A 17,468-nucleotide genomic window follows, 5' to 3' on the forward strand; every position below is an offset into this window, starting at 1 on the left:
ATCACCCGGCCTTTGGCTGGGTGATGTCTTGTCGGCTATCGCGATATTTTTTGCATCTTTTTTGTCGATAAGTCAGCTGAAATTCTGCCTCGACGTCTCGATGATCGATGGATGTTTTTCCTGTCGTGTGATCAATATTTAACGATCAATGTTCCAAAAGGTGGCGTTGACTTACAAGGTGGTCTGTTGGCTTTTATAAGCCATGGCAGCGCCGGCGTTTATCCGGCCTACAGAACTGTGCTGTTTCGAGTTTTTCGATGCCGGAATCTCATGTATTAAAATCGGTGGAAAAACATAAAGTTGTTATGTATCAGTCGGTAAGAGATTTCGTGAATTTTCTTTCGCGTGGCTTTTTATGCGAAGTGGTTTTTTGCTGATTCGCAAGTGTCGGTTTTTTATGAAAGTCGCGTTTGGCGCAAGATATCGAGGAGTAATGGGGCGAAAAGTGGTGGCCACCAGTCCAGTGTCGAGGTCGGTATCGACCGCCTAGCTTCAAGGAGTCATACGCGAATTTCGACCCACCCAAGGACAGGAGACTGTCATGAATACCGATTCCGAAGCAGACAATGCGAGCACCTACACCTCGATCGACAGTCCACACGACCATACCCCGACCGCCGGTCTGATCAGGTCGGTGGTTGACGAAGAGGGCCTGCCCGGCGGCATTCGAGGTGGCGTAGGGGACGCCTTGACTTGCCAAAGCTTTACCGCCGCTCGTTTGAACTATGACGTCGGTAACGACGGCGTGAGCTCCTTCACCTGGCACACCGCCGGGCTGCCGGCACTGACCTCCGGCGGCGTCCCGATCAATTGGCAGCTCAGTGGTAACGGTCGTTCGCTGGAAGGTTTCGACGACAACGGTGACCGCGTTATCTGGATACTGCATGGCCCTGCAACGGGCCCCTATTACAAGTTGTTTGTCGAGGGTCCGCTGGACCACCGCAGCAGCAGGTTTGAAGACGATATCAAGTTCACGGTGGGCTACACCGTCACCGATGGGGACGGCGACAGCGCTGACGGAGCTGTGCAGATCATCATCGATGACGACAGCGGAATCGCCCATGACGACAGTGCCACCACCGCCAGCGGCACGCCGGTGCGTGTGGATGTGCTGGCCAACGATGAGCATGGTGCCGATGGCCCGGGCGGTGTCATCAGGGCCAGCGTTCAGGGTGGTGCTGGCGTCGGCAACGTCACCATCAACCCCGACAGCACCCTGACCTTCGTCCCGCACCAGGGCTTCGCCGGTGACGCAGTGATCGACTACACCGGCACCGATGGCGACGGTGATATCACCTCGGCGTCACTGACGGTCGATGTGATGGCGGGCCGGGAAGATGGCGAACTCTATGTCGGTGACAACGGGGACAATCATGGGTCGACCGGCCCGGGTGATGACGTCCTGATCGGCGACCTGGGCGGCAAGCAGGGATTGATTGCGTCAGGTGTCGACTACAACATCTCGATCCTGATCGACGAGTCCGGCAGCATGCGCCAGCCGTCCGGCACCGATGGTCTGACTCGGCTACAGCTATTGCAGCAGAACGTCAATCTGTTGCTCACACGTCTGGCGGGTCACGACGGAAATGTCGACGTACAAGTGGTGCGTTTTGACGACAAGGCGCATTCACCCAGAGCGGTCGATGGTCTGAACGAACATAACGTGGCTGGCCTTATCGCTTACGTCAACGGTGCGGCCGCCCAGGGCTCCACCAACTATCAGGCAGCCCTCGCCGCCGCCAGAAAATACCATGTCGCAAAGGAAGATGAAGGGGACAGGTCGCTGACCATGTTCCTGACCGATGGTCTCCCAACCTCCTACCGGGAGGGTGGACACATCGTGGAGAGCGATGTGGCGGGGGCCTTTACCCCTGTCCACAAGGCGTATCAACAGTTCCTTCAACTCGGTCGGCTGTCCGAGGTGCATACCTTCGGTATCGGTGAAGAGGTCGCGGGGGAGCCGGATCCTGCGGGTCTGCTGCGCAAGGACTATCTGGACATCTTCGACAATACCGAGACCCAGGGGACTCGCACCATCACCCTGCAGGACGGCACCGAGTGGACGTCACCCGCCGGTGAGTCGGTCATCGTCAACACCCAGGAGGTACTGAACGCCGCGCTGGCGCAGGGTGGCCCCGACGCACCGCTCGAGCTGCTCGGTGACGATGTGCTTGCCGGCGGGGTGAAGGCCGATATTCTGTTTGGCGACACCGTCAACTCCGACCACCTTCGCTGGAGAGACGGCGATACCCACGAGAGCTTTGCCGCCGGCAGCCACGACGGTCTCGGCTACGAAGGGCTGACCGAGTTCCTCAAGTGGTCGGTTCACCATGGCAATGGCGCCGAGGCGAGCGACGCCGAGATCATTGCCTATATCCAGGACCACTACCGGGAGCTGATGGATACAGACCGTGTCGATGGCGGCAACGATACCCTGCTTGGGCAAGGGGGGCGCGATGTGCTGATCGGCGGTGGTGGTGACGACGTGCTGATCGGCGGTCGCGGTGGCGACGTGATGTGGGGTGGCTTTGGCGCCGACACCTTTGGCTACGAGGCGGGGGATGCGGGCAGTGTGCGCAGGCCTGCAGAAGACGAGATCAAGGACTTCACCCTGGGCAACACCGCCCGCAACCCCGAAGCAGACCGGCTCGATCTTTCCGATCTGCTCGATGACGCCCGTGACCACCAGGTGTCGGACTTCCTGCACGCCAGTCAGGAGGGTGGCGATACCGTCATCGCGGTCAAGTCCGATGGTGGTATCGGCGCACACGGCACCGGCGCCGATCAGTTTATCGTCCTGGCCGGCGTGCGCATGGGCGGAGCATCCAGCGACGCCTTCCTCGATCGATTGATCGACCATGGACAGCTCGAGGTGGAATAGGCGCTGGCCCATCCGCCGGCGCATGCTCACGCATGCGTCGGCGGATGGCGAGAGGGTCGTCGCTTCACTAGGTGTCGTTGACGTCGCCTGAAGGGCGCCTGACGCTGCCGCGCAGCATCGGCGTGACCGGCAGGGTGATCTGCTGTGGTGGGGTGTCCGGCTGGTCGATCTGGGCCAGCAGCAATTCGGTGGCACGCATGATCATGGTCTGTACCGGCTGCTGCAGGGTCGTCAGCGAGTGGCTCGGCCAGGCGGCCATGGGCACGTCGTCGAAACCGATGACCGAGACGTCCTCGGGCACCTTGAGGCAGAACTCGCTCTGGATGACTTCCATGGCGGCGATGGCCATCAGGTCGTTGGCGGCAAACAGGGCGTCGGGCGGGGTGGTGCTGGCGAACAGCAGACGGGTGGCCTGGCAGGCGCTGGTGTATTGATAGTGGCCGATGCCGCTGTCGTGAAGGGCTGCCCCCATGGAGGCCAGGCCCTCGACAAAGCCAGCGCGACGCTGGATGTCGGTGGAGGAGTCGACCAGGCCTGACAGGTAGGCGATGCGGCGATGGCCCAGCGAGACCAGGTGGCGGCCCGCCCAGTAGCCGCCCTGGAAGTTGTCACAGGCGACCTGGCTGATGCCCGCGTAGTCGACCGTACGGTTGATGATCACCACCGGAATGCCGTAGTCGCAGACCAGAGCCGCCTGGTCGTCATTGAGGGTAATCGCCAGCATCAGGATGCCTTCGACCTGGCTTCTCAGGATGTCGTCGAGCACGTCATCGAAGCCGTCGCTGCTGGACGCCGAGAATAGCAGCAGGTGGTAACCCTGCTGCTTGAAGAAGCGGGACGCCTTTTCCAGCATATAGCTGTAGAAGGGATTCTCGAGGCTGTAGACGACCACCGCGATGGTGCGACTCGATCGCGTGATCAGAGAGCGGGCGATGGTGTTGGGCCGATAGCCCAGTTGCCGCGCCGCTTCCATGACCTTCTTGCGGGTCTTGTCCGACACCTTGGCATCCGGCGAAAAGGTCCGGCTGACGGCAGACTGCGAGACCCCGGCAAGACGGGCGACATCGTGTGAGGTGACGGATTTCTTTTTCATCGAGTCATGTCGTGTCGGGTGGCAGAAATGGCCGGCGATCACGCCGGCTCGACAGGCTCCAGAGACGCATAGGCGGCGATCTTGTCGGTGTAGACGCTGGCATTGTCGCGCACCGACTGTATCTCGTCCTCGGTCAGTTCTCTGACCACCTTGGCTGGACTGCCGACGATCAACGAGCCAGGGGGAAAGCGCTTGCCCGAGGTGACGAGCGCGCCGGCGCCGATGATACATCGATCACCGATGTCGGCACCGTTGAGTACCGTGGCATTCATTCCCACCAGCACGTCATCGCCGATGCGGCAGCCGTGCAGCATGGCCAGGTGACCGACCGTGACCTGGCGTCCCATGGTAACCGGATAGCCGGGGTCCGAGTGAACCACACAGCCGTCCTGCAGGTTGCTGTCGTCTCCCACCACGATAGGCGCATTGTCGCCACGAAGCACGGCCCCGGGCCACACGCTGACGCGCTCACCCAGGCGTACGTCGCCGATCAGCGTGGCCTCGTCGAACACCAGCGCGCTGGCGGCGATATCGGGGGCCTTGCCCCCGAGTCGATACAGGGTCATTGCCCGTCTCCCTAGAAGCCGACCTGGTCGGCGCCCTTGAGTCCCAGCATCTGACGCGCTTCGTCCGGTGTCGCCACCTCAAACGACAGACCCTCGAGGATCTCGCGCACCTTGGCGACCTGGCTTGCGTTGGTCTCGGCCAGCTTGCCCGGGCCCAGCCACAGCGAATCCTCGAGCCCGACCCGCACGTGTCCCCCCATGGCGGCGGCCTGGGCGGCGATGCGCATCTGGCTGCTGCCGGCGCCCAGCACCGACCACTCGTAGGCGTCGCCGAACAGCCGGTCCGCGGTGCGCCGCATGTGGATCACGTCCTCTGGGTGAGGACCGATGCCACCGAGGATGCCGAACACGCTCTGGACGAACACGCGGCCGCCGATGACGCCGCGGTCGAGCAGGTTGCGCAGGGAATAGAGGTGTCCGATGTCGTAGCACTCGCACTCGAAACGGGTACCGTTCTCGGCGCCCAAGGTCATCGCCTTCTCGATGTCGGCGAAGGTGTTCTTGAACACCAGGTCGCGACTGTTCTCCAGGTGCTCACGCTCCCACTGGTGCTCAAGCGACGCGTAGCGGTCGAGCATCGGGAACAGCCCGAAGTTGATCGAGCCCATGTTCATGGAGGCAAGCTCGGGCTTGAACTCCATGGCCGGGCGCATGCGCTCCTCCACCGTCATGTGCGGACTGCCACCGGTGGTGAGGTTGATGACCGCGTCGCAGGCGTCCTTGATGCGGGGCAGGAAGCGCTCGAACATGGCCGGGTCTTGGGTCGGCTTGCCGTTGTCGGGATCACGCGCATGCAGGTGCAGAATCGAGGCGCCGGCCTCGGCGGCGGCGATGCCTGCCTCGGCGATCTCTTCCGGGGTGACCGGCAGGTGCGGCGACATGGACGGGGTGTGGATCGCGCCGGTGACCGCGCAGGTGATGATGACCTTGCGTTGCTTTGCCATGGGTCGGGTCCTTGAATGATGGATAGGCGGGTAAGGTGGGACAGTGGCTGGTCTGGGTCCGTCGTTGGCCCGGGTCAATCGTTTGTCAGCGACTGCTGGTGGGCGATCAGCGCCATCAGGCGTCGGTCGCGCCAGGCCTGTCGCTCGCCCAGGCGCTGGGCCGGCAATTGTTGACGGCGCTGCTGGTCGAGTGCCGCCAGGGTCGTGGTTTGCCAGGGATCGTCGTCACCGCGCTCGCGGTCGACGTCGCGATACAGCGGCCCATAGCGGTTGCCATAGTCGACCACGCCGTCGGGCGCATTGAGGTCGATGGTCTCGAAGGGCCCCATGAACGACCAGCGCAGGCCCAGCCCGTGCTTGACCGTCTTGTCCAGATCCTCGGCGGAGCACACCCCGTCTGCGAACAGTCTCAGCGCCTCGTTGAGCAGGGCGCCTTGCAGGCGATTGAGCACGAAGCCAGGGACTTCCTTGTTGACCAGGATCGGTGTCTGCCGGGCCTGTTCCATCAGCGCCATGGTGGACGCCACCGCGGCTTGCCCGGTGGCCGGCGCCGGCACCACTTCCACCAGCGGGATCAGGTAGGGCGGATTGACCGGATGGGCCACCAGGCAACGGCCAGGGTGGTGGAGGTGATCGGTGAAGCGCGAAGCGGCGATACCGGAGGTCGAACTGGCCAGCACGGTGTCCTTGGCCACCACGGCTTCAAGGTCGCTGTAGATGCGCCGCTTGGTCTCGACATCTTCCGGCCCGCACTCCTGCACGTAGCCCACCCCGGCCATGGCCGATGCCAGGTCGCTGTCGTAGCGGATACGCGACATCGCCCGCTCCGGGTCCTCGATCAGCCCCGCCTGGTGGAGGTCGTCGAGGGAGGTGGCGATGGCGTCGCGGGCCCGTTCGAGCGCCTCGTCTGCGGCGTCATGCAGGTGCACGTCGATGCCGGCTCGGGCGAACACGATGGCCCATGCGCGGCCGATCAGGCCGGCGCCGAGAATACCTACGGGTCTGGTCATAAGGAGGCTTCCGTGGTCACAGGGATTCGACGTTGGCGCAGACGCTGAGTGCCTGGCCGCTGATGTTGGTGCCCCCCGGCGCCGCCAGGAACAGCGCCATGGCGGCGATATCGGTGGGCTCGACCATGCGCCGCATGGAGATCTTCGACAGGTTCTCCGTTTCCATCTCGGCGTAGCTGATGCCGCGCTTGGCGGCGCGGTCCTCGATCACCTTCTCGATGCGAGGCCCGCGCACGATGCCCGGGAGGATGGCATTGACCCGCACGCCGTCCGGGCCGAGCTCGCAGGCCAGGCTCTTGGTCAGGCCGACCACCGCCCACTTGCTCGCGGCGTAGGGCGTGCGGTAGGCGAAGCCAAGCCGTCCGGCTACCGAGGCCAGGTTGACCAGCAGTCCCTGGCTTTCGCGCAGCAGCGGCGCGGCGCGGTGGGCGACGCGGTACTGGCCGTTCAGGTTGATGTCGATGGTCTGGGTCCAGCTTGCGTGATCGATCTCGTCGATGCCCGCAGTGGGGCCGGCGATCCCGGCGTTGTTGACCACCACATCGAGACCGCCGAGTGCGCGGGCGTCATCGAACAGGCGGGCGACCTCGTCTTCGCGGCTGACGTCGCAACGGGTATGGGTGATGCCGTCTGGCAGGGCGGCCAGGGCCTCGCTGTCGATGTCGCAGACGTGGACCCTGGCGCCGGCCTGGACGAAGGCCTTGGCGATGGCCAGGCCGATGCCGGAGGCGCCGGCGGTGACCAGCACGCGCAGTCCCTGGCGCGGGGTGAGGCTTTCAACGACGTTCATGGTGTTCTCCTTGTGTGGGGTCACAGCGACGGCAGCCAGGTGGACAACACCGGCAGCAGGCTGATGATCAGAAGGTTGGCGAGCACGATCGCGACAAAGGGCATGACCGCCCAGGTCAGACGAGCGATGCCGATGTTGGTGATCTGGGAGGCGACGAAGAGGTTGAGCCCGACCGGCGGGGTGAACATGCCCATGGCCAGGTTGACCACCATGATGATGCCGAAGTGGATCGGGTCGAAGCCGTAGCTCACCGCGATCGGCAGCAGGATCGGCACGAAGATCAGGATGGCGGCGGCGGCCTCGATGAACATGCCGGCCAGAAGCAGCAACAGGTTCGCCAGCAGGATGAACAGAAGCGGGCTGTCGATGGCCGAGATCACGAAGTCCGAGATCATGTCGGGGACCCGCAGGCTTTGCAGGATGCGCCCATAGAGCCCGGCGGCGCCGATGATGCTGAGCACCACCGCGGTGGTCACGGCGGATTGCTTGAGGATGCCGACCAGGCTTGCGAACTTGATCTCGCGGTAGATCAGGGTGCCGATGACGAAGGAGTAGGCGACCGCGATGACGGCGGCTTCGGTGGGCGTAAAGACACCCCCATAGATGCCACCGAGGATGATCACCGGCATCAGGATGGCCAGAATCGCCTTTTTACCGGCGCGAAAGACGTCGCCGAGCGAGCTTTTTTCTCCGCCGCCAAGTCCATTGGCACGGGCGAAGAAGTAGGCAAATACCAGCAGGGTCAGGGTCACCAGGATGCCCGGCAGAATACCGGCGATGAACATGTCGCCCACCGAGACGTTGGCGGCGATGCCGTAGAGAATCAGCGGGATGCTGGGCGGGATGATCACGCCGAGGGCGCCGGAGGCGGCCTGGTTGGCGGCGGCGTAGCCACCGGGATAGCCCTTGGACAGCATGGCCGGAATCAGGATGGCGCCGATCGCGGCGGTGGTGGCGGCGCCGGAGCCGGAGATCGCCGCGAAGAACAGCGACGTGACGATGGCCACCATGGCCAGGCCGCCGGTCATGCTGCCCACCAGGGTGTTGGAAAAGTCGACCAGACGCTTGGAGATGCCGCCACCCTGCATCAGGTAGCCCGCCAGGATGAAGAACGGGATCGCCATCAACGGAAAGGAATTGACCGAGGCCAGCATCTGCTGGGCGACGATCAGCATCGGCATCAGGTCGCCATGCCAGACGGTGATGGCCGAGGCCAGCCCCAGCGAGAAGGCGATGGGGACGCCAAGAATGAACAGGGAAATCAGCAGGACGAACAGTAACAGTGCCATGGTCAGTTCACCTCCTGATGGTGGTGGACCGGTTGGCCCAGGGCTTCGTCGATCAGCAGGCCGAGGCTATTGACCATGATCACGATGCCGCCTGCCGGGATGGCGAGGTAAGGCCACATCATCGAAATACGGGTGCTGGGGGCGGTCTGGCTGGAGACCCGGCCGACCAGCTCGAAGCCGTACTTGATCATGACGAAGGCGAACACCGCCGAGCACAGCACAACCAGGATGCGCATCAGGCGGCCCACGCGTTCGCCGCAATACTCCAGCACGATGTCGACCGAAATCAGGGTGCCCTTGCGGTAGGCGTAGCCGGCACCGATAAAGGTCAGCCAGAGCATCGAAAAGCGCGCGATCTCGTCGGAGAAGAACAAGGGGCTGCCGACCACGAATCGGGCGAAGACTTGCCAGAAGATCAGCACGGTCATGACCAGCAGCAGCAGCGCCAGGCCCCAGCCGATCAAGCGGTTGAAGTGCCCGATCCCGGCGTTGACGAATTGCAGGAAGGATTGCATGGGATGCCTCGCAGGAAGAGACGGCGCCCGCCTTGCGCGGGCGCCTTGTTGCTTAGTGATCGAAGTTGATCGCGGCGTCGACCAGGTCCTCGCCCACGGTCGGCGCCCACTTGTCGATCACCGGACGCACGGCCTCACGGAAGGGACCCAGGTCCGGCTCGGTCACGGTCATGCCGAGTTCCGCCAGTTCACCCTTGTAGCGCTGCTCCAGTTCCTGGCTGGCTTCACGCTGCACCGGCAGTGCGATCTGCGCGGCTTCGAGGATGATCTGCTGATCTTCTTCGCTGAATGAGTTGAACAGGTTCAGGCTCATCATCAGCGGCGCCGGCGAATAGACGTGCTGGGTGATGTTCAGGTAGTCCTGGACCTCGTAGAAGTTGACGTCGTAGATGGTGGCCAGCGGGTTTTCCTGGCTGTCCATGACCCCCTGCTGCAGCGCGGTGTAGACCTCGGTCCAGGCCATCGGCGTGGCGTTGGCGCCCAGCGCTTCCCAGGTGTCCACCTGAACGCGGCTTTCCTGGGTGCGGTGATTGATGCCGTCGAGATCGCTCGGGTGCTCGAGCGGGCGTACCGAGTTGGTGTTGTGGCGGAAGCCGTTTTCCATCCAGGCCAGGAACTTGACGTTCATCTGCTCTTCGGCGAGTTGAGCGAGCTGTTCGCCGTGTTCGCTGTCGAGGAAGCCGTAGGCGTGCTCGTGGTCCTCGAAGATGTAGGGCAGGTCGAACAGCAGGAACTCGTCGACAAAACCGCCCATGGGGCCGGTGGAGGCGATGCCGGCGTCGATGATGCCAAGCCCCATGCCCTCGATGACCTCACGCTCGGCGCCCAAGGCGTTGTCGTAGTGAGGTTCGATGGTCAGACGGCCATCCGACAGGCGCTCAAGTTCCTCACCGAACTTGAGGATACCGATGCCCTGCTGTGACTCGGGTCCCAGCGGCAGGCTGACGTCGATGGTGCGTTCCTGCTGGGCAAGGGCGGTCGCGGACAGGCCAAGACCGACAGCGGCGGTCAGGGCGGTCAGGCTGAAGGGGAGGGGGTGAAAGTGGCGCATGGAGCTCTCCTGTTGTCGTTGTGAGCCCCTGGCCGGCAGCGAGGGGCAATCGGCGGCGCTCGAGGTGGTGGCGCTGCGGAGTGCACACTTGTAAATCCAAACGACATACGTATTCAACAATAGAAAATTCCATGATCCATGTATGTGAAGTAAGTCACTGAATAGTAATTAAATATACTTTAGTTTAATGTGGTGACTACGTAGTCTTTTTTTTGTGGATTGATGGGTGGCGTGCGCGCTTTGTAGCGTCGGGTGGAGGCTGGGGCAAGTGACGTCAGGTGGCCTGAAGTGGAGTGAGCTGGCGCGAGCTGGAGTGAGCTGGAATGAGCTGGCGTGAGCTGGAGTGAGCTGGAGTGGGCTGGCGTGAGGTGGAGTGAGCTGGCGCGAGGTGAGGGCGGCTCGTTCATGGGCTCGCACCAGGCGCTCGACAGCGTCACATCAAGCTGTCATCTGGTGGTGATTGACTACACTGTCGCCAGGTCGGTGGCACGCCTTGACGTCCACCTCGGCGACGCACAGGCAAGGGGCGAAAAGCCGTGGCGTGAAACGGCAAATCTGGTTAGCATGCGCCGTCCGGTAGTAGGGTAGGGGGCTCGTCGGGTGGACGAGCCTCGTGGGTCGCGATTCGGCTCACCTCGACCGGGCCTATCCATCTTGACGGGTCGTTGTACTCAGGCGGGAGCGTATTGTTATGTCAAAAGTGATCATCATCGGTGCCGGCGGTGTGGGCAGTGTCGTCGCTCACAAGTGTGCGCAGCTTGAATCGGTGTTTACCGATATCCTGTTGGCGAGTCGCACCGAGTCCAAGTGCAAGGCCATCGCCGAGCAGTTGCCGCGCCCGATTCGCACAGCCCAGGTCGACGCCGACAACGTCGCCGAGCTGACTGCCCTGCTCGAAGCCGAGAAGCCGGAGCTGGTCATCAACGTGGCGCTGCCCTACCAGGACCTGAGCATCATGGATGCCTGCCTGGCCGCCGGCGTGCACTACCTCGACACCGCCAACTACGAGCCGCTGGATACCGCCAAGTTCGAGTACAAGTGGCAGTGGGCCTACCAGGATCGCTTCAAGCAGGCCGGCCTGACCGCGCTGCTCGGCAGCGGCTTCGATCCGGGCGCCACCAACATGTTCACCGCCTATCTCGCCAAGCACTACTTCGACGAGATCGAGGAGCTGGACATCATCGACGTCAACGGCGGCGATCATGGCTACCCCTTCGCCACCAACTTCAATCCGGAGATCAACATCCGGGAGGTCAGCGCGGACTGCCGCCACTATGAAGATGGCGAGTTCGTTACCACGCCGCCGATGTCCAAGATGGCGCGTTTCAGCTGCCCCGAAGAGGTCGGTGACTACAACATCTACCGTCTCTACCACGAGGAGCTGGAGTCGCTGTCCAAGCACTTCCCGAGCCTCAAGCGTGCCCAGTTCTGGATGAGCTTCGGCGACAGCTACCTCAAGCATCTGGAGGTGCTGAAGAATGTCGGCATGACCGGCATCGAGCCGGTGGAGTACAACGGCCAGCAGATCGTGCCGATCCAGTTCCTGGCCAGCCTGCTGCCCGACCCCTCCACTCTGGGCCCGCGCACCAAGGGCAAGACCTGCATCGGCACCGTGGTGCGCGGCAAGAAGGATGGCCAGGAAAAGGTCATGTACCTGTACAACATCTGCGACCACCAGGACTGCTACGCCGAGGTGAAGTCCCAGGCGATCTCCTACACCACCGGCGTGCCGGCGATGATCGGCGCCAAGATGATCCTCGAGGGCCACTGGAAGCGTCCGGGCGTGTGGAACATGGAGCAGTGCGATCCCGATCCGTTCATGGCCGACATGAACGAGTACGGTCTGCCGTGGAAGGTCATCGAGCTGGATCCGTCGTTCCGTCTGGACGTGCAGAAGGGCGAGGACCTCTAAGGCGTGGAGATCCTTCAGTTCACGGATATCACGCGGCTGGACGCCGAGGCGCTGCCGTCACCCTGCTACGTCGTCGACGAGGTGGCGGTGGAGCGCAACCTGGCGATCCTCGCCGAGGTCGCCGAGGCCAGCGGTGCCAAGGTGCTGTCGGCGCTCAAGGCCTTCAGCATGTGGCACTTCGCGCCGATGGTGTCGCGCTACTTGAGCGGCACCTGCGCCAGCGGCCTGCACGAGGCGCAGCTCGGGCGTGAGCACTATGGTGGCGAGGTCCACGTCTTCGGTGCCGCCTACAGCGACGCCGATCTGGCCGAGATCCTCAAGATCGCCGACCATGTGGTGTTCAACAGCTCGGCTCAGTGGCGGCGGGCTCAACCGCTGGTGCGCGAGGCGTTGGCGCGTCGCCCGGGGCTGCGCTTCGGGCTGCGCATCAATCCGGAGCACTCCGAGGGCGATGTGCCGATCTACGACCCCTGCGCACCGGGGTCGCGGCTCGGTATCCCGTTGTCCGAGCTCGACGAGCAGAGCCTCGACGGCATCAGCGGCCTGCACTTCCATACCCTGTGCGAGCATGACTTCCCGCCGCTCGAGCGTACCCTGGCGGCGGTGGAAGAGCGCTTCGGCCATCTGCTCGGGCGCATGCAGTGGGTCAACTTCGGCGGTGGCCACCATATCACCCGTCCCGACTACCAGCGTGACGACCTGATCCGCTGCGTGCGTGACTTCGCCGAGCGTCACCAGGTGCAGGTCTACCTGGAGCCCGGCGAGGCCATCGCCATCGGTTCCGGGGTGCTGGTGACCACGGTGCTGGACACGAGCTTCAATGCGCTGAACCAGGCGATCCTCGACACCTCGGCCACCTGCCATATGCCGGACGTGCTGGAGATGCCCTACCGCCCTGGTCTGCTGGGGGCGGGGGAGCCAGGCGAGTATCCGCACACCTACCGACTGGGCGGGCTGACCTGTCTGGCCGGGGACGTGATCGGCGACTACAGCTTCCCCGAGCCGCTTGAGATCGGTCAGAAGCTGATCTTCAAGGACATGTCCCACTACACCATGGTCAAGACCACCACCTTCAATGGCACGCGCCTGCCGGCCATCGCGGTGTGGAACTCAGAGACCGGTGAGCTCAGGGTGATCCGCGAGTTCGGCTATCAGGACTTCCGCGAACGCCTGTCCTGACCGCAGGGTGGAAGGTTCGAGTCCGAGGTTCTGGCGCTCGACTGACGCGGATCGTGGTATCGATTCGATCGGACCGTCTTCGATACGCAAGCCGCCCGCCCCGTTCGGCAGTGCCGAGCGGGGCGGGCGTCTTTTCGTCTGCGCCTTAAAAACCTTCGAGCACGATCTTGCCCTTGGCCTTGCCGCTCTCGATCAGCGCGTGGGCGCGCTTGAGGTTGTCGGCGTTGATGGTGCCGTAGCTGTCAGTGGCGGTGGAGCGAATCCGTCCCGTGTCGATCAGCCCCGCGACCTTGTCGAGGATCTCGCTCTGGCGGGCGATGTCGTCGGTGGTGAAGAGCGCGCGGGTAAACATCAGCTCCCAGTGGATCGACACCGCCTTGGGCTTGAACGGCGTGATGTTCAGCGTCTCTGGGTCATCGATCAGCCCGAAGCGGCCCTGGGGGGCGATCAACTCGGCCACCTGGGGGGCATAGTGCTCCGAATAGTTGGTCGAGAAGACGAAGGCTGGCGCACCCAGGCCCAGCGCCTCGACCTGTTCGGGCAGCGGTTGGCTGTGGTCGATCACATGGTGAGCGCCGAGTTCCTTCACCCAGGCCTGGGTCTCCGGGCGCGAGGCGGTGGCGATGATCTGCAGGTCGGTCAAGGCGCGCAACAGCTGGATGGTGATGGAACCCACGCCGCCGGCACCGCCGATCACCAGCACCGCACGGGCGGCACCGGGGACCGGGTCCAGCACCCGCAGGCGATCGAACAGCATCTCGAAGGCGGTCAGGGTGGTGAGCGGCAGCGCCGCTGCCTGGGCGGTGGGGATGGAGCGAGGCGCATGCCCGACGATGCGCTCGTCGACCAGATGGTACTCGCTGTTGGTGCCCGGGCGGGAGATATCGCCGGCGTACCAGACCTGGTCGCCCACGGCGAAGCGTGAGGCCTGGTCGCCGACGGCGACTACTTCGCCGACCGCGTCCCAGCCGATTACCGCAGGCTGGCCTTCTTCGGGGGCGCGGGCCTGGCGAATCTTGACGTCCACCGGGTTGACCGAAATCGCCTCGACCTTGACCAGCAGGTCAAAGCCGCCGGCTTGAGGCGTGTCGAGGGTCAGATCGACCAGGGCGTCGTCGCGGTCGATGGGGCCGGGGGCGTGGTAACCGATAGCTTTCATGGGATCTCCCGTAAGGTGTTCATCAATGGCAACACCTTAGCGTGCTATGGAGTCGTGAAACACCGGCGGCCGCCAAACACACTATTCGGAATTCCCGGACAATGGCGCCCTCAGGATGCAGACGAAATAGCGGCCACAAACCGCCTGCCAGGCCGTTTGTGACCGGTTGGTGGGGAAGGGATCTTGGGGATGTTGGCGTATGGTCAGTCGATCAGTCCCTGGTCGACGAGAAACTGCTCGGCGACCGTCTCGACGACGTCGCGGTTCACGTCCACCTGTTCGTTGAGGCGGGTCATCACCTCATCGTCGAGCTTGGCAGCGAGAGCATTGAGCTGGGCTTCCAGCTCGGGGTGGGTGTCCAACGCCTCCTGGCGCACCACGGGGGTCATGGCGTAGGGCGGGAAGAAGCCCTTGTCGTCCTCGAGGATACGTAGATCGAAGGCCGATACGCGTCCATCGGTGGTGGTGACCATGGCGATGTCCACCTGATCGTCTCTCAGCGCCGTGTAGGTCAGGCCGGTATCCATGCGCTTGATGTCGGAACGCTCGAACTGAAAGCCGTAGATGTCCTGCATCGGCCGCAGTCCGTCAGGTCGGGCGTAGAATTCTGCATTGGAGGCGAACAGCAGGTCCTCGCCGGCGTTGACCGCTTCTGCCATGTCCGAAATGCTGGTGATCTCCATGGCCTCGGCGTCGGCCTCTCGCATGGCGATCGCGTAGGTGTTGTTGACGCCGGAAGGTTCGAGCCAGGCAAGTCCCTTCTCGGCATCCAGCGCCTTGACGCGGTCATAGGTTTCCTGGGAATCAAGCTTTTCCTCGACCCCATTGAAGACGATCAGGGAAGTGCCGGTGTACTCCCAGTAGAGGTCTACCTGGCCGTTTTCCTGGGCCTGACGCAGCACCGCCGAGCCCATGCCGGCGCGCTTGTCCACGTCGTAGCCGAGATGGTCAAGGTACTGGGCGGTCATGCTCGAGATGATCTGCTGTTCGGTAAAGTTCTTGCCACCGACCACGATGTTGTCGTCAGCGTGAGATGTCATGGCAAAGAGGGTGAGCAGTCCGGCGGTGATTGTTGTCGTGGCACGGCGTTGAAGTGTCATCTAGAAGTCCGGTTATGGGGTGGAGCCTTAAGTCTAGGCCAGCGGAGCTCGCTGCCAAGGGGCGACGCACGAGTCTTTGCAATGGGGACGATTGCAGATGCAAATGACTGAAAGTTGCAGAAATCGCTACCATGATCTCACGCTTCATTACGTGGAAAGGTGCCCGGAAAGTCGCATGGAAATCGAAGAGTTCATCAACTGTTATCAAAAGGGGCTCAATCAGCTTGACGGGATGACAGTCGCCGACTCCCGGCTTGGCTATGAGCGCCTGTGCGAGAGTTTTCAGGTCAGAAGTTCGGCAATCGCTTGCGACGTCACCGAGATCGCCGGTGTGCCGGTCACCAGGTTGTGGGCGCGTGATGGTGTGGGTCGAGGCGATGGCGTGGTGGTGTATGCCCATGGTGGAGGCTGGTCGCTCGGGTCCAGTCGTAGCCATCGCGGCGTCGCTGAAGCCCTGGTGCTGGCGCTGGGCCGCGAAGTGGTCAGCGTGGACTATCGCCTGCTGCCTGAAGCGAATTACCGCGAAGCACTGGCGGATGTGCTTGGCGTATGGCGAACCCGTGATCCTGTCGCCGCGGTAGGGGATAGCGCCGGGGGTAGGCTGGTAATGGATGCAGCAGCCACGCTAACTCGGGAAGGCGTTGGCGTACCACCGCTGGGGCTGATCTATCCAGTCGTCGGTACGCCGCACATGACGACACTGGGGCCGGACGCACCGCTGCTGACACGCGACGATGTCATGGCGTTGTGGCGGTCGGTCGCGGCCGATATTCCCTGTCATGATGTGAGCCTTCCGCCGTCGCGCTACGTTCATGTGCTGGCGGCAGAGCACGACCCGCTGACGGCAATGACGGCAGATGCCGTGGAGCGATGGTCGGGCGCTTCAGTGCATGTTTCTCTGGATATCGCCGAAGGCATGGTGCATAGCGCGCTGCATGGCCTTCCCAGGCTGAGACCCATGCAGGCTGCCTGGCGGACCTTTTGCTCGCGGCTCAACGCTTCAATCGAGGCAGCAGCGAGTCATGACGGGAGTGAGTGAGCAGCAGGAGGGCCGCGACGGAGGTGAAGTTCTGCCGCCGGGCAACCAAGAGACGGTGTTAACGCTGTGCTCGGAGGGGAGCCGGAATCCCTGCATCGAGACGTGCCTGCCGTTGACGACGATGCTTTGATGTTCACCTCGGCTTCCCTGGGGCCGGGAGCATGGCTACACTTGGCGTTTCCCATTGCCCACAGGACGTTGCATGGCAAGCTCGCGGCCCAGCTACGCAAGAATAAAGGAATATCTGCTGTCCGAGATCGAGAGCGGGGCCTACGTCGCCGGTGATCGAATCCCTGCCGAGAATGCTCTGGCTACCCAGTTTGGGGTCAGTCGCATGACCGCCAACAAGGCCATACGCGATCTGGTACAGAAGGGCTTGCTGGTGCGCCGGGTGGGGTCCGGTACCTTCGTCAGTCAGCGCAAGTCCGAATCGTCGCTGTTCGACATCCGCAATATCGCCGACGAGATCCGCCTGCGAGGCGGCGAGCACTCAAGCCAGATCATCGCGTTGAAGGAGGTGGCCGCATCCGAAGAGGTCGCCGTCTTTCTGGGGGTGAGGACCGGGACCCGGGTGTTCTACTCCGAGATCGTGCATCGGGAAAATGGCGTGGCGATCCAGCTCGAGCGACGCCACGTCAACCCGAAGCTGGCGCCGGACTACCTGCAGCAGGACTTCGAGCGCCAGACGCCCAACGCCATCCTGGTGGCGCGCTATCCGGTCACCGATGTCGAGAACAGCGTCGAGGCGATGCTGCCAAGTGACGAGGAAGCGGCGCTGCTGGAGATGTCTCCCAGCGATGCCTGCCTGCTGGTGGTGCGGCGTACCTGGTCAGGAGAGCTGTTGATCAGCTACACCCAGCTTCTGCATCCCGGCAAGCGTTACAAGCTGAACGCCTCCCGCAATACCTGAGGCTACCCTGGCGCATCGCCGCGCTGTTCG

The 17,468-nt window shown here is 63.1% G+C and carries 15 protein-coding genes; 5 read left to right on the plus strand and 10 right to left on the minus strand.

Annotated features, from left to right (window positions below; genetic code table 11):
* Positions 1–541 precede the first annotated feature (541 nt).
* Complete coding sequence (locus C6W88_RS19520) at positions 542–2,881, plus strand: type I secretion C-terminal target domain-containing protein (RefSeq protein WP_108133684.1); 2,340 nt, start codon at positions 542–544, stop codon at positions 2,879–2,881.
* A gap of 67 nt (positions 2,882–2,948) precedes the next feature.
* Here the strand turns inward: C6W88_RS19520 and C6W88_RS19525 are convergent, their stop codons facing one another.
* From C6W88_RS19525 to C6W88_RS19560, 8 genes are all read right to left on the minus strand, one after another.
* The gene (locus C6W88_RS19525; protein ID WP_045992521.1) at positions 2,949–3,974 is read right to left on the minus strand and encodes a LacI family DNA-binding transcriptional regulator; all 1,026 of its coding nucleotides are present in this window, start codon (positions 3,972–3,974) and stop codon (positions 2,949–2,951) included.
* A 38-nt stretch (positions 3,975–4,012) separates the two neighbouring features.
* The gene (locus C6W88_RS19530) at positions 4,013–4,540 is read right to left on the minus strand and encodes a gamma carbonic anhydrase family protein (RefSeq protein WP_108133685.1); all 528 of its coding nucleotides are present in this window, start codon (positions 4,538–4,540) and stop codon (positions 4,013–4,015) included.
* An 11-nt stretch (positions 4,541–4,551) separates the two neighbouring features.
* Entirely contained in the window at positions 4,552–5,484 is a 933-nt protein-coding gene (locus C6W88_RS19535) for a 3,5-dioxohexanoate:acetyl-CoA acetone transferase (RefSeq protein WP_045992523.1), read from the minus strand.
* A 74-nt stretch (positions 5,485–5,558) separates the two neighbouring features.
* Entirely contained in the window at positions 5,559–6,494 is a 936-nt protein-coding gene (locus C6W88_RS19540; protein WP_108133686.1) for a 3-hydroxyacyl-CoA dehydrogenase, read from the minus strand.
* 16 nt (positions 6,495–6,510) lie between these two features.
* Positions 6,511–7,284 (minus strand): SDR family oxidoreductase, encoded by a 774-nt coding sequence (locus C6W88_RS19545; RefSeq protein WP_108133687.1) that lies wholly within the window; start codon positions 7,282–7,284, stop codon positions 6,511–6,513.
* Between the two features lie 20 nt (positions 7,285–7,304).
* Positions 7,305–8,573, minus strand: coding sequence for a TRAP transporter large permease (locus C6W88_RS19550; RefSeq protein ID WP_045992526.1), 1,269 nt, complete (start codon positions 8,571–8,573; stop codon positions 7,305–7,307).
* A gap of 2 nt (positions 8,574–8,575) precedes the next feature.
* Entirely contained in the window at positions 8,576–9,088 is a 513-nt protein-coding gene (locus C6W88_RS19555; protein ID WP_045992527.1) for a TRAP transporter small permease, read from the minus strand.
* A gap of 52 nt (positions 9,089–9,140) precedes the next feature.
* Positions 9,141–10,139 (minus strand): TRAP transporter substrate-binding protein, encoded by a 999-nt coding sequence (locus C6W88_RS19560; RefSeq protein WP_108133688.1) that lies wholly within the window; start codon positions 10,137–10,139, stop codon positions 9,141–9,143.
* A 691-nt stretch (positions 10,140–10,830) separates the two neighbouring features.
* Here C6W88_RS19560 and C6W88_RS19570 point away from each other — a divergent pair.
* Together C6W88_RS19570 and nspC are read left to right on the plus strand one after the other, a co-directional pair.
* Positions 10,831–12,051 (plus strand): saccharopine dehydrogenase family protein, encoded by a 1,221-nt coding sequence (locus C6W88_RS19570; RefSeq protein WP_045992530.1) that lies wholly within the window; start codon positions 10,831–10,833, stop codon positions 12,049–12,051.
* A gap of 3 nt (positions 12,052–12,054) precedes the next feature.
* Entirely contained in the window at positions 12,055–13,230 is a 1,176-nt protein-coding gene (nspC, locus tag C6W88_RS19575) for a carboxynorspermidine decarboxylase (protein ID WP_231498715.1), read from the plus strand.
* Between the two features lie 145 nt (positions 13,231–13,375).
* On the opposite strand, the gene C6W88_RS19580 is transcribed toward nspC, so the two are convergent.
* Complete coding sequence (locus C6W88_RS19580) at positions 13,376–14,389, minus strand: zinc-binding alcohol dehydrogenase family protein (RefSeq protein WP_108133690.1); 1,014 nt, start codon at positions 14,387–14,389, stop codon at positions 13,376–13,378.
* A 203-nt stretch (positions 14,390–14,592) separates the two neighbouring features.
* Positions 14,593–15,489: a glycine betaine ABC transporter substrate-binding protein gene (locus C6W88_RS19585; protein ID WP_108133691.1), complete on the minus strand. Its 897-nt coding sequence runs from the start codon at positions 15,487–15,489 to the stop codon at positions 14,593–14,595.
* A 175-nt stretch (positions 15,490–15,664) separates the two neighbouring features.
* Between C6W88_RS19585 and C6W88_RS19590 the strand changes: the two genes are divergently transcribed.
* Together C6W88_RS19590 and hutC are read left to right on the plus strand one after the other, a co-directional pair.
* Entirely contained in the window at positions 15,665–16,528 is an 864-nt protein-coding gene (locus C6W88_RS19590; protein ID WP_181248689.1) for an alpha/beta hydrolase fold domain-containing protein, read from the plus strand.
* 202 nt (positions 16,529–16,730) lie between these two features.
* Positions 16,731–17,438, plus strand: a complete 708-nt coding sequence (hutC, locus tag C6W88_RS19595; protein WP_108133693.1) for a histidine utilization transcriptional repressor HutC — start codon at positions 16,731–16,733, stop codon at positions 17,436–17,438.
* Positions 17,439–17,468 lie beyond the last annotated feature (30 nt).

Source organism: Halomonas litopenaei (genome assembly GCF_003045775.1).
In the GTDB taxonomy this organism is placed as follows: Bacteria; Pseudomonadota; Gammaproteobacteria; order Pseudomonadales; family Halomonadaceae; genus Halomonas; species Halomonas litopenaei.